Below are 13,171 nucleotides of genomic sequence, written 5' to 3' on the forward strand. Positions count from 1 at the left end.
GCTTTCACAATGAGTGTTCTCACAAGGACCGTCTTGCCGGTTCTGCTGCTCGGCAGCCTGTTGACCGGTTGCGCTACTCACAGCGATGGCACCGCCCCCTTGAATCAACGAACCTGGCCGATCTGCAGTGTTATCGGCGGGCTGGTCGGCGGTGGCCTGGGCGCGCTGCAAAGTGGCGGTTGGGCGGCGGGTGGAGCGGCGCTCGGTATCCTCACCGGTGGTTTGATCTGTTACGCGCAAGATGGCGACGAAGACGAAGATGGTGTCTTCGATCGACGCGATCGCTGTCCCGATACGCCCGCCAATACGCCCGTCGAGCATCACGGTTGCCCGTTGCCACAGTATCCGGTCAGCGTGAAACCCGTTGAACCGGTACCCGTCGAAGTCATCGTCCTGAGGGACGACGTGCTGTTCGCTTTCGACAAGTTCAGCCTGACCCCTTCCGCGCAAGGCCAGCTGGATTCGCTGCTGAGCAAACTGCAAGGCGCCGATGTGGTGAGCATCAAGGTGATCGGTCATACCGACAGCAAAGGCTCGGATGCTTACAACCAGGCACTCTCTGATCGTCGGGCCAGCGCCGTGGCGGACTATCTGTTGAGCCGGGGCCTGGCGGCAAACAAACTCACCAGCGAAGGCCGGGGGGAGCGCGAGCCAGTGGCCGATAACGAAACAGACGCAGGGCGCGCGAAAAACCGTCGTGTGGAGTTGCACATCAATCGCTGAGGCCCGTCATAGAGCCGTCGGACAGCCATCGTGGCGGGTCCGGCGGCCTTTCGGCACCTTCCTGAAGAATTTGCCATTGCCCTCTGGCTTATCCCGTGTGGAAGCCGTTACTGTGCGTGCAAAGAATAATTCTCAACGGGTGAGCGTATGAAGGTGTTCTGGTGGCTGGGGAAGCTGTTGACCCTGCTGTTCTGGTTGGTGCTGCTGGTCAACCTGCTCATGCCGTTTGTCTATCCGCTGCATCTGTTGGTCAATATGGCTGGCAGCCTGCTGGCAGGCCTTCATCTGCTTGAGGCGGTCTTCTGCTTTCGCAGCCTCAGAGGCCGTGCCCACCCTTGGCTCGATCGCCTGAAGATCCTCTTTTTCGGTGTTTTCCACCTGCAAACCCTCCCGGCTCCCACCGTATCGAAGGCTTCTTCCCATGCGTAAACTCTGTCTGCTCGCGGCACTCGTCAGTCCATTGGCCTGCGCTCAGGTGGTAAGCGTCGAAACCAACTCGCTGATGCGCTTGCCCAACACCGCCAGCACCTTGCACCTGGAGCGCTTGGAAGTGGCCGATTACGGCACATTGCTGATCCCTTCGAACGTGACCGAAGTGACCGTCGACCAATTGCACCTGGGGCGTGACGCGCGGATCGCCATCGTACCCAGCGAACAGGCACTGGCGCTGAAGGTCAGCCGTGCCCGATTGGCCGAAGGCAGCCAGATCACCGCCCGCGGTGCGCCGGGAACCTACCTCAAGGCTGCCCGTTCCGGGCGCAACATGACGTTGCAGATCAAGGCGCTTGAGGCACCGCAGTTGTCGGTAGACGCTCGCGGTGGTGCGGGTGCGCCGGGTTTCGTCGGTCTTGATGGCGGCAACGGCGAGGCACCGGGTTGCACTTGGGGTCAAGGCGGCAATGGCGGCGACGGCGCCGATGGCAGCGACGGCCAACCGGGAGCACCGGGTGCGCTGGTCCGGCTGGAAGTGCCGCGCGATTACCCGGCAGAACGGATCAAGGTCCAGGTCGCCGGCGGTGCCGGTGGCATGGCCGGACCTGGCGGCAAGCCGGGGGCGGGTGGCAAGGCCAAGGGTTGCCTGGTGTACAAGGCCGATGGCGGCAAGGACGGGCGCCGCGGCGCTGACGGCCAGCCGGGCCCTGCCGGTGCGGCAGGGGCGGTGACTGTCCAGCGGTTGTAATCCATTCTTGAGATGAGTGTTGTCCAGTCGATTGTCTTCGCGGGCAAGCCACGCTCCCACAGGTTTTGAGTCGTTTAACACATTTGTGAACAACTCAGAACCTGTAGGAGCGAGGCTTGCCCGCGAAGGCGTCAGCCCAGTTGCCTCAAAACATCGGCCGCGCCGCAGCAATCGCCACCAACACCAACCCGACCATCAGATTGATCCCCACCAACCGGCGAATCCTCCCCAGCACCGCCGCCCCCGTCGGCCAATCCTGCGCCGCCACCGCTGTGCGCAACTCCGGCAACATCAACGCCTGGATCCGGATGAACAGCGCAGTCATCACCACATACAGTCCCATCATCACCTGCACATAACGGGGCGCGGTTTCAAAACCGGCGTATTGCAAATGAATCATGCCCACGCCGCTGATCGGCAAAAGCACCACCGCCACCCACACCCAACGGAAAAATCCTCGAAACACTTCTACCCACAGTTTCAACCGGGCAGGCCCCTCCAGTGCCTTCATTGCCGCCGGGCGCAAGACGATCCAGGCGAAAAACATGCCGCCGACCCATACCAGGGCGGACAGGAGATGCAGGGTATAAACGATGCCAAAAGGTGTCATTGAGGTACTCCGTTCTGCGCTGGATTAATTAGCGGGGTATGATAGCGATCGATCCGAACCACTGAAAATTTATCCAGCGTTTTTTGCGCCCGACAATCCATGATCAGCACCGAACTCAAAACCACGATCCAGGGCGCCTACTCGCGTTTTCTCGAAGCCAAGAGCCTCAAGCCGCGCTACGGACAACGCCTGATGATCGCCGAAATTGCCAAGGTCCTCGGTGACATCGATACCGACGACGAAGGCCGGCGCAGTGGCGACCCCGCGATTGTCGCGGTGGAAGCCGGCACCGGTACCGGTAAAACCGTGGCCTACAGCCTCGCGGCCATCCCCACGGCGAAGGCCGCCGGCAAGCGCCTGGTGATCGCCACGGCCACCGTGGCCCTGCAAGAGCAGATCGTCTACAAGGATCTGCCCGACCTGATGCGCAACAGCGGGCTGAACTTCAGCTTTGCCCTGGCCAAGGGACGCGGACGCTACATGTGCCTGTCCAAGCTCGACATGTTGCTTCAGGAAGGCCACGCGCAAACCGCCACCGCGCAGTTGTTCGAAGAAGAAGGTTTCAAGATCGAGGTCGACGAGGCCAGCCAGAAGCTGTTCACCAGCATGATCGAGAAGCTCGCCGGCAATAAGTGGGACGGCGACCGAGACAGTTGGTCCACCGCCCTGGAAGACGTCGACTGGGCGCGCCTGACCACCGATCACAGCCAGTGCACTAACCGCCATTGCCCCAATTTTGGCCAGTGCGCCTTCTACAAGGCCCGCGAAGGCATGGGCAAGGTCGACGTCATCGTCACCAACCACGACATGGTCCTGGCTGACCTGGCCCTGGGCGGCGGCGCGGTATTGCCCGATCCGCGCGATACTATCTACGTGTTCGACGAAGGCCATCACCTGCCGGACAAGGCCATCGGCCACTTCGCTCACTACACGCGCCTGCGTTCCACCGCCGACTGGCTGGAAACCACCGCCAAGAACCTGACCAAGCTCCTGGCCCAGCACCCGCTGCCGGGGGATCTGGGCAAGCTGCTCGAACAGGTGCCGGAGCTGGCGCGGGAGATCAAGACGCAGCAGCAGTTCATGTTCACCGCCTGCGAGCAGGTCGCCGATTTCAAACCCGGCGAAGACGTCGAAGGCCGCGAGCGACCGCGCCACCGTTTCGTCGGCGGGGTGATTCCCGAGCACATGCGCGAAATGGGCATCGAGCTGAAGAAGGGCTTTGCCCGTCTGACCGACCTGTTCACCCGGCTGACAGAACTGCTCAAGGAAGGCATGGACGGCGAGGTCAACATTGGCATCGCCAGCAACCAGGCTGAAGAGTGGTATCCGCTGTTCGGCAGCCTGTTGTCCCGCTCTTCGGGCAACTGGGAGCTGTGGACCGCCTTCACCGTCGAGGACCCGGAAGACAACCCGCCCATGGCCCGATGGCTGACCCTGGCTGAAAGCGGTTCGCTGTTCGACATCGAGGTCAACGCCAGCCCGATCCTCGCGGCGGAAATGCTCCGGCGCAATCTGTGGAACGTGGCCTACGGTGCGCTGGTGACCTCGGCGACCCTGACCGCGCTCGGGACCTTCGACCGTTTCCGCATGCGCGCCGGCCTGCCGAAAAAAGCCGTCACCGCCGTGGTCCCGAGCCCGTTCCACCACGCCGATGCCGGCGTACTGCGGGTGCCGGACCTGAAGGCCGACCCGCGTGATGCGCCAGCCCACACCGCCGCGATCATTCGCGATCTGCCGCAATTGGTCGAAGGCTCCCGGGGCACCCTGGTGCTGTTCTCCTCGCGCAAACAGATGCAGGACGTGTTCGACGGCCTGGATCGCGACTGGCGCAAGCAAGTGTTCATTCAAGGCAACCTGTCCAAGCAGGAAACCCTGAACAAGCACAAGGCGCGGGTCGATGGCGGGGACTCCAGTGTGCTGTTCGGCCTGGCGAGTTTCGCCGAAGGTGTCGATTTGCCCGGTGCGTATTGCGAACACGTGGTGATCGCCAAGATTCCGTTCTCGGTGCCCGATGACCCGGTCGAAGCGGCCCTGGCCGAATGGATCGAGGCCCGTGGCGGCAATCCGTTCATGGAAATCTCGGTGCCGGATGCCTCGCTGAAACTGGTTCAGGCCTGCGGGCGCTTGCTGCGTACCGAAGAGGATCGCGGCACCATCACCTTGCTCGATCGGCGCTTGGTGACCCAGCGCTACGGCAAGGCAATCCTCAATGCATTGCCACCCTTCCGGCGTGAAATTTCCTGAAACACCGGTGGGCAATTTTGCCCACCGCGCTGTCTATCTCTCTACCATCGCTTTTCCATTGGCCCTTTGAAGGTCGTTAGGGAGAATTTCGTTCTCATGATTCGCCGTTCGTTACCTGCCGTCTTTGCCCTGATGTTTGCAGCCCCTGTGCTGGCTGCGCCTGCCGGCCAACAGACGCTGTTCAACTTTGTGCGCCCCGCCGACGTGGTCCAAGTGGCGACACAGGACGCCAGCCTGCCGCAATCCAACGCCGAGCAAACGGCCGAAGGCGAGGTGTTGCGCCGAGTGACGTTCAACCCGGTGGTGCAGCCAAGCTTGCGCCTGAGCCCGCAAACCGGTGCCTGGGACTGGTCGCAGTCGGGTTTCATGAGTCTGCGGATTCAAAGCGCGATGAATTGGGCTGTGACCCTGTACATCAAAATCCAGAGCAACGACGGCAAGACCCTGGTCAGTCGCGTCGATTTGCCGGCTGGCCCTGCGCAAACCTTGCTCGTGCCGCTGCAGCCGTTCACGCCATTGAGCCTTGGCATGAAAGCCGGGCCGCCGATGCCGATGACCTTTGACGGTCAGCGCGTACTGCTGGCCAGCAGCGCGGGTGAGCTGGAGCGCAGCCAGGTGGTGTCGGTGACCTTGTCGATGGATCAGCCGAAAGTCGCCCAGAGCATCCTGCTCGAGCGGTTCGGCGTGCAGGAGGGCGAAGCGGTGACCAAAGCGGCTTATGGCGCTCTGGTGGATGCTTACGGGCAATCCACCCGCGCCAAATGGCCAGAGAAGATCGGCAACGACGAGCAACTCAAAAGCATCGCCGCCAAGGAACAGCAACAGCTGAAAACCTGGCTGGCCGAGCGTCAGAAGTCGTCGCTGGACAAGTTCGGAGGCTGGGACAAAGGCCCGGTCTTCAAGGCCAGTGGCTTTTTCCGCACGGAGAAACGTGACGGTCGCTGGTACCTGGTGACCCCAGAAGGGCATCCGTTCTACTCGCTTGGGGTCAACACCGTGACCCCGGACGTCAATCGGACCTACATCGCCGGTCGCGAATGGATGTTCGAATCCCTGCCCAAACCCGACGAGCTGCTGGCCAGTCACTATGGTGAAGGCGATAACCGCGGCGGCAATGGTGCCGATCAGGGCCGTGGTTATAACACCGGTCGCTGGTACGACTTCTATGGGGCGAATCTGCACCGCCTGTATGGCGAACCTTGCGACACCAAGGCCGGTGTTGCCGAAGCGGCCAAGGCCGACGCGGTCGAGGCAACGGTCGCCAAGGCCACTGAGCAACCCGTCGCTCCTGCGGGTAGCGAGTCCAAGGCCGGTGTTGCCGAAGCCGCCACGTCCGATGCCGTCGAAGCAACGGTCGTAAAAAACGCTGAACAGGCAGTGGTCGAACCGTGCAAAGCCGTGGTCGATGAAAAGCAATGGGCCAACCATGCGCTTGACCGCCTGCAAGCCTGGGGTTTCAACACCGTCGGTAACTGGAGTGCTCCGGTACTGGCCAACGCCGACCGTGTGCCGTACACCTTGCCGCTGTCGATCGTCGGCGATTACGCCAGTATCAGCACCGGCAACGACTGGTGGGGTGGCATGCCCGACCCGTTCGACCCACGGTTCGCCATGGCCACCGAACGTGCCGTGGCCATCGCTGCCCGCGACCATCGCGACGATCCATGGCTGATTGGCTACTTCGCCGATAACGAACTGGCCTGGGCCGCTCCCGGCGACGACCCGAAAGCCCGTTACGCACTGGCCTATGGCACCTTGAAAATGACCACCGACGTGCCGGCCAAACGCGCGTTCCTCAAGCAACTGCGGGACAAGTACCGCAACCAGGCGGGCCTGTCCAAAGCCTGGGGCATTGACCTGCCGGCCTGGGAATTGATGGAAGACCCGGGTTTCGTGCCGCCACTGCCGAGCGCCGAACACCCGGAAATCGAAGCCGACTTCAAGTACTTCCAGAAGGTCTTCGCCGACACCTACTTCAAGACCATTTCCGACTCGCTGAAGTGGCATGCGCCGAATCAGCTATTGCTGGGCGGTCGCTTTGCCATCAGCACGCCGGAAGCCGTGGCGTCCTGCGCCCAGTATTGCGACGTGCTGAGTTTCAACATGTACACCCTGCAACCGCAGGACGGCTATGACTTCGCCGCGCTGCGCAGTCTGGACAAACCGGTGCTGATCACTGAGTTCAACTTCGGCTCCGCGGATCGCGGCCCGTTCTGGGGGGGCGTGACGCAACTGGCCAAAGAAGAAGACCGTGGGCCGGCCTACGCGAACTTCCTCAAGCAGGCGATGAACGAACCGTCGATTGTCGGGGTGCATTGGTTCCAGTACCTCGATCAACCGGTGACCGGGCGTCTGCAGGACGGGGAGAACGGTCACTTTGGTCTGGTGGGCATCACCGATCTGCCGTTCCAGGGTTTTGTCGACAGTGTGCGCAAGAGCAACCTGGCGATTGTCGATCAATTGGGTAAAGAGGCCCAGAAGGCCAAGGCCAAGGCCGAGGCGGAGAAAGCCAGCCAGGATGTCGAGGGCGGCAGACAAGGCGATGCCGGCAAGGGCCCGGGGCAAGGCGCTGGCCAGGCGGGTGGGCATTCCGGGGAGGGACACTGAGTCCTGATACACCGCGTTATCGTTCTTCGTCGGAACGCCGCCCGGAGCAAGCCCGCTCCCACATTTGACCGCGTCCTTCCGGTCACCTCGGTCAACTGTGGGAGCGGGCTTGCTCGCGAAGGCGTCATCAACATCACAGATGCTTTCAAGCAAACGGATTACAGGGCGACCGCCCAGCTCGCCCCTGTTCCCAAAACCTTCAATGGCTGGAACAATGCGGGCCACTTTGTAGTGCGTTTATCCAGGGGAGTTACGGGTGCTGATTCAGGGTTATTACGATCTAAGGTTCGAAGCGGTGCGTGAGGCGTTCGCGGCGCTGTTCGACGATCCCCAGGAACGTGGCGGCGCGTTGTGCATCCAGATCGGCGGTGAAACCGTGGTCGATCTTTGGGCCGGTACCGCCGACAAGGATGGCAGCGACGCCTGGCACAGCGACACCATCGCCAACCTGTTCTCCTGTACCAAGACCTTTACCGCCGTGACCGCCCTGCAACTGGTGGCCGAAGGCAAGCTGCAACTGGATGCTCCGGTTGCCCGCTACTGGCCCGAGTTTGCTGCCGCCGGCAAAGAGTCCGTGACCCTGCGCCAGTTGCTCTGCCACCAGGCCGGCCTGCCGGCGCTGCGCGAACCGTTGGCGCCCGAAGCGCTTTACGACTGGCAAACCATGGTCGATGCCCTGGCTGCCGAAACCCCCTGGTGGACACCGGGGGAAGGTCACGGTTACGCCGCGATTACCTATGGCTGGCTGGTCGGCGAGCTACTGCGCCGTGCCGACGGTCGAGGGCCGGGCGAGTCCATCGTGGCGCGCGTCGCCAAGCCGTTGGGGCTGGATTTCCATGTCGGCCTGGCGGACGAAGAATTTCACCGCGTGGCGCACATCGCCCGGGGCAAGGGCAACGTCGGCGATGCCGCGGCCCAGCGTCTGCTGCAAGTGACGATGCGCGAACCGACGGCCATGACCACGAGGGCGTTCACCAACCCGCCTTCGATCATGACCAGCACCAACAAACCAGAGTGGCGTCGGATGCAACAGCCAGCCGCCAATGGCCACGGCAATGCCCGCAGCCTGGCCGGGTTCTACGCCGGCCTGCTGGATGGCAGCCTGCTGGAAAGCGAGATGCTCGACGAGCTGACCCGCGAACACAGCCTCGGCGAAGACAAGACTTTACTGACCCGGACCCGTTTCGGCCTGGGTTGCATGCTGGATCAACCGGACGTCGCCAACGCGACCTACGGCCTTGGCCCTCGCGCCTTCGGCCATCCGGGTGCGGGCGGTTCCACCGGTTTTGCCGACCCGGAATACGACGTGGCCTTCGGTTTTGTGACAAATACCCTGGGGCCGTACGTCTTGATGGATCCGCGGGCGCAAAAGCTGGTGCGGGCACTGGCCACTTGTCTGTAAATCCTGCCCAAGGGTTCCAGGGCCGGAACCCAAAGGCCTTTATGTTTTCAAAGCGTCTGTTTATCCCGGGTCAATCCGACCTGTTTTTTCATTACTTCATTTTGTGGAAATCCAATGTCATCCAACAAAACCCTCGCCTTGGCCCTGTGCTTCGCCATTACCGGTTGCGCACAAACCCCACAAAATGATTCGGATGGCAGCAGCTGGTGGCCGTTCGGTTCCTCCGACAAAGTCGCCGCCAAAGACCGGGTTCCAGCCCCAGCCCCTCTGAAGCCTGCCGCTACGGCGCCGGTGGCCAAGGCTGAAAGCTCCAGCCCTTGGTACTGGCCGTTTGGCTCCGAAGAGGTGCTCGACAAAAAGCCGGACGTAAAACCTGAAGCCAAACCTGCCGTAGTAGCCAAGGCTGAAGCCGATGCAGGAGGCAAATGGTGGTGGCCGTTCGGCGGCAAGGACCAAAGCACCGCCAAAGCCGTGCCGATGCCTGATCCGAAAGTCACCCAGGCCTGGCTCGACGACTACGAACCGCGCCTGCGCGCGGCGATCAAAGACAGCAATATGCAACTCGAGCGTCGTGAAAACGTGCTGGTGGTCACCGCGCCGGTAGAAGGTTCGTTCAACCCTGACCGTCCGGCCATGCTGCTGCCGGTGACGCTCGGTCCCTTCACCCGTGTTGCAAAAATCCTTGAAGTCGATCCGAAGACTGCTGTGCTGGTGCTCGGACACAGCGATACGTCGGGTGCCGCACCGGCCAACGTGAAACTGAGTCAGGAGCGTGCCCAATCCGTGGCCGCGATTTTCCGTCTCAGCGGCCTGCAGCGTGATCGCCTGATGCTGCGCGGCATGGGCGGCGAAGCCCCGCGTGCTGCCAATGACAGCAATGAAGGTCGTGCCCTGAACCGTCGCGTGGAATTGCTGGTGACTCCGCAGAACACCATGGTGGCGCTGCTGAGCAAGTACAACATGCCGGCCCCGGCGCCAGTGCGCCTGGTCGCTGCCCAGGACGTCAAGCCAGTGGCCACGCCGGTCACCCCTGCACCCGCGGCGAAAAAAGCCGCTGTCCCTGCAGCGAAAAAGGCGCCGGCCAAGAAAGCTGCCAAGGCTCCAGCCAAGAAAACACCGGCCAAAACTCCGGCGAAAAAGACCGCGCCGGCCAAAGCCGCAGCCGCCGACAAGAAAGTCGCCGCTGCCGATGCTGCAAAAAAGTGATTCGTTAACCAAAAGGAATGCGCCATGACCCAGGGCCTGGCTGATATGCGTCGCGACTACACCCGGGACGGCCTGACCGAGGCACAAGCCCCGGCCGAGCCGTTCGCGCTGTTCCATCGGTGGTTCGCCGACGCGGTGAAAACCGAACAGGCGCCGGTGGAAGCCAATGCCATGACCCTGGCTACCGTCGATCAGGACGGTCGGCCGCATTGCCGCATTCTGCTGCTCAAGGGGCTGGACGAGCAGGGGTTTACCTTCTTCACCAACTACGACAGTGCCAAAGGCCAGCAGCTGGCGGCGAATCCGTTCGCCGCCATGACCTTTTTCTGGCCGGCCCTGGAGCGCCAGGTGCGCATCGAAGGGCGGGTGGAGAAGGTCACGCCCGAGGAGTCCGATGCCTACTATCAAGTCCGGCCGCTGGGCAGCCGACTCGGTGCCTGGGCTTCACCGCAAAGTCGCGTGATTGCCGGTCGTGACGAACTGCAAGCCTTGCTCAAGAACACCGAGCAACGCTTCAGCGCCACTCAGCCGCACTGCCCCGAGCATTGGGGCGGTTATCGTCTGCTGCCTGAGCGCATCGAATTCTGGCAGGGCCGTCCGAGCCGTCTGCACGATCGCCTCAACTACCGTTTGCAGGGCGCCGACTGGATGCTTGAACGTCTGGCACCCTAACCAGTCTCTCGACCGGGATAGCCTGCCGCAGCGGCCTCCAGCCACTGGGGCAGGTCCCGACGCTTGATCTTCTGCGCCTGAGCGTTGGCCAATTGCTGGAGCATGAAGGCTTTCTTATGCTCGTCGCTGCCCGCCAGGGCCAATGCCAGGTCGCGGTCCATCCAGCGTTTGATCCGCACGTACAGCCACCAATGGAAATACAGACCGGCGACAGTGGTGACGACAATGATGAAGTAATCCATGACAATCCTTGAATCAGCGGGGCAGGCCCCTGAATTTGCCGCTAGGGTGTGGTGAGTTCGCGACGGCGTCTGTACCGGAACTGAATGAAACCAATTTTATCCGGGCGATGCCGTGACAGGCGTCAAGCTGCGGAGTTTAATGAATGCCTGTCTTTTTGGAGTTAATGCTATGCGTAAGTCTGTTCTGTTGGTTGCTTCCTTTTCCACCATGGCGATGTTGCTCACTGGCTGCCAATCGAACCTGACCGGTGACTCCTATTCCCGTGACGAAGCCCGTCGTGTACAGACGATTCGCATGGGCACCATTGAAGCATTGCGTCCGGTAAAAATCGAAGGCACCAAAACCCCGATCGGCGGCGCTGCTGGCGCAGTCGTGGGCGGTGTCGGCGGTAGCGCCATCGGCGGCGGTCGCGGCAGCATCGTCGCAGCCGTCATCGGCGCCGTTGCTGGCGGTCTGCTCGGTTCCGCCACCGAAGAAGGCCTGACCCGCACCCAGGGCGTGGAAATCACCGTCCGTGAAGACGACGGCAGCATGCGCGCCTACGTGCAACAGGTTCAGGAAAACGAAGTGTTCCGTGTCGGCGAACGTGTGCGGATTGCCACGGTGGATGGCACGAGTCGCGTTTCGCACTAAGGCGAACGAGGCAAGAAAAAACCCCGATCAGGCGACTGGTCGGGGTTTTTTTACGGCTCCGACGGCTTGCCAGGCCTGGCTCTCTGGTTCGCATGCAATCCAGACCGTGGGAGCGAGACCGGCTTGCTGGCGAAGAGGGCGTGTCAGTCGACACCAATGTTGGATGTCAGCCTGCATTCGCGAGCAGGCTCGCTCACAATGAATCTCTACCGGACTCGGATTTGTGTACGCCCCAATTACGGCTCGGGCCGCGTTCGGACGATCTTTTATCTTGCTTTGTGCTAAACCGCCGGACTGGAACGCTTGCGACTCGCCACCGCCGTCACCCCATACCCGATCACCGCCGCCAGTATCGAACCGGTCAAAATCCCCATCCGATCCATCCCGGCGTATTCGCTGGCACCCGGCACAAACGCCAGGGAGCCGACAAACAGACTCATGGTGAAACCGATGCCGCAGAGGATCGCCACGCCCAGTACCTGGCCCCAGTTGGCGCCTTGGGGCAGGGCGGCGATGCCGATTTTCACCGCCAGCCAGGTCAGGCCGAACACGCCAAGCATCTTGCCCAGCAGCAGGCCGACTGCGATGCCCATCGGCACGTCGTGGGTGAAGCTTTCGACGGTGACGCCGCTCAGGGACAGGCCGGCGTTGGCGAAGGCGAACAGCGGCAGGATGCCGTAGGCCACCCAGGGGTGCAGGGCGTGTTCCAGGTTCAGCAGCGGCGAAGGCTCGGCATTTTTGGTGCGAAGCGGAATGCAGAAGGCCAGGGTCACGCCGGCCAGTGTCGCATGGACGCCACTCTTGAGCACGCAGACCCACAGGATCAGACCGATGATCATGTACGGCCCGAGCTTGACGACACCGAGTCGGTTCATCGCGATCAGCGCCACGATGCAGGCGGCCGCCAGCGCCAGTGACAGAGTCGACAGCGCACCTGAATAGAAGATCGCGATGACGATGATGGCGCCGAGGTCGTCAATGATCGCCAGGGTCATCAGGAACAGTTTCAGCGACACCGGCACCCGCTTGCCCAGGAGGGCGAGCACTCCGAGGGCGAAGGCGATGTCGGTGGCCATCGGAATGGCCCAGCCACTGAGGGCTGGCGGGTTATCCCGGTTGAGAAACCAGTAGATCAGCGCCGGCACCACCATGCCGCCAATGGCGGCCGCTCCGGGCAGGACGATTTGCGAAGGTTTCGACAACTGGCCGTCGAGCACTTCGCGCTTCACTTCCAGGCCGATCAGCAGGAAGAACAAGGCCATCAGGCCGTCGTTGATCCATAGCAGCAAGGGCTTGGCGATTTTCAGCGCGCCGATCTGGGCGACCACGGGGGTGTCCAGCAGGCCGTTGTAGAGCCACGACAGCGGGGAGTTGTTGATGATCAAAGCCAGGGCTGCAGCGGCGATCAACAACAGACCGCTGGCAGCTTCCAACTGAAAGAAACGCGTGAAAGTGCTACGCAGAGGCAAGGTCGCTCTCCATTGATGATTCAAAAAGGTGGCACACCCTAACCCGTACCCTTAGTTGTTAAAACAAAAGTTATATTCTTTTTTGTTATATAGCGTTACAACGCTAGTGGCCGATACGGAGCTGAGCCTAGCAGTCGCGGGGCGTATTGAACCTCAGCTGTATCTGTGCGTGATGTAGGATC

Annotated in this window: 12 protein-coding genes; 9 read left to right on the plus strand and 3 right to left on the minus strand. The window is 61.9% G+C overall.

The genetic code is table 11. From position 1 onward, the window contains the following. Positions 1–9: 9 nt before the first annotated feature. The 3 genes from F8N80_RS13705 (at position 10) to F8N80_RS13715 (ending at position 1,903) form a co-directional block, all read left to right on the plus strand. Complete coding sequence (locus F8N80_RS13705; protein WP_150745657.1) at positions 10–723, plus strand: OmpA family protein; 714 nt, start codon at positions 10–12, stop codon at positions 721–723. 147 nt (positions 724–870) lie between these two features. Then, a complete protein-coding gene (locus F8N80_RS13710) occupies positions 871–1,152 on the plus strand; it encodes a DUF1145 domain-containing protein (RefSeq protein WP_150745658.1) in 282 nt (93 codons plus the stop codon). Beyond that, entirely contained in the window at positions 1,145–1,903 is a 759-nt protein-coding gene (locus F8N80_RS13715) for a collagen-like protein (RefSeq protein WP_150784028.1), read from the plus strand. The genes F8N80_RS13710 and F8N80_RS13715 overlap by 8 nt, the downstream gene beginning before the upstream one ends. A gap of 145 nt (positions 1,904–2,048) precedes the next feature. Here F8N80_RS13715 and F8N80_RS13720 read toward each other — a convergent pair whose 3' ends face one another. Next, positions 2,049–2,513, minus strand: coding sequence for a CopD family protein (locus tag F8N80_RS13720; protein ID WP_150784029.1), 465 nt, complete (start codon positions 2,511–2,513; stop codon positions 2,049–2,051). Between the two features lie 99 nt (positions 2,514–2,612). Between F8N80_RS13720 and dinG the strand changes: the two genes are divergently transcribed. The 5 genes from dinG (at position 2,613) to pdxH (ending at position 10,644) form a co-directional block, all read left to right on the plus strand. Further along, on the plus strand, positions 2,613–4,757 hold the full coding sequence (gene dinG / locus F8N80_RS13725; protein ID WP_150749101.1) for an ATP-dependent DNA helicase DinG: 2,145 nt from the start codon (positions 2,613–2,615) through the stop codon (positions 4,755–4,757). A 96-nt stretch (positions 4,758–4,853) separates the two neighbouring features. Further along, a complete protein-coding gene (locus F8N80_RS13730; RefSeq protein ID WP_150784030.1) occupies positions 4,854–7,364 on the plus strand; it encodes a beta-galactosidase in 2,511 nt (836 codons plus the stop codon). Positions 7,365–7,620: 256 nt separating this feature from the next. Then, positions 7,621–8,766: a serine hydrolase domain-containing protein gene (locus F8N80_RS13735; protein ID WP_150749099.1), complete on the plus strand. Its 1,146-nt coding sequence runs from the start codon at positions 7,621–7,623 to the stop codon at positions 8,764–8,766. Positions 8,767–8,880: 114 nt separating this feature from the next. Beyond that, positions 8,881–9,972 carry an OmpA family protein gene (locus F8N80_RS13740; RefSeq protein ID WP_150749098.1) on the plus strand — a complete coding sequence of 364 codons (1,092 nt, stop codon included), beginning with the start codon at positions 8,881–8,883 and terminating at the stop codon, positions 9,970–9,972. Between the two features lie 24 nt (positions 9,973–9,996). Further along, positions 9,997–10,644 carry a pyridoxamine 5'-phosphate oxidase gene (gene pdxH, locus F8N80_RS13745; RefSeq protein WP_150749097.1) on the plus strand — a complete coding sequence of 216 codons (648 nt, stop codon included), beginning with the start codon at positions 9,997–9,999 and terminating at the stop codon, positions 10,642–10,644. On the opposite strand, the gene F8N80_RS13750 is transcribed toward pdxH, so the two are convergent. Beyond that, a complete protein-coding gene (locus F8N80_RS13750; RefSeq protein ID WP_150784031.1) occupies positions 10,641–10,886 on the minus strand; it encodes a hypothetical protein in 246 nt (81 codons plus the stop codon). The two genes, pdxH and F8N80_RS13750, sit on opposite strands and share 4 nt — an antisense overlap. Positions 10,887–11,055: 169 nt before the next feature. Between F8N80_RS13750 and F8N80_RS13755 the strand changes: the two genes are divergently transcribed. Then, complete coding sequence (locus F8N80_RS13755) at positions 11,056–11,520, plus strand: glycine zipper 2TM domain-containing protein (protein ID WP_064676178.1); 465 nt, start codon at positions 11,056–11,058, stop codon at positions 11,518–11,520. A 281-nt stretch (positions 11,521–11,801) separates the two neighbouring features. Here F8N80_RS13755 and nhaA read toward each other — a convergent pair whose 3' ends face one another. After that, positions 11,802–12,989: a Na+/H+ antiporter NhaA gene (gene nhaA / locus F8N80_RS13760; protein ID WP_150746103.1), complete on the minus strand. Its 1,188-nt coding sequence runs from the start codon at positions 12,987–12,989 to the stop codon at positions 11,802–11,804. Positions 12,990–13,171 lie beyond the last annotated feature (182 nt).

Source organism: Pseudomonas fluorescens, assembly GCF_902497995.1.
GTDB lineage: Bacteria > Pseudomonadota > Gammaproteobacteria > Pseudomonadales > Pseudomonadaceae > Aquipseudomonas > Aquipseudomonas fluorescens_BK.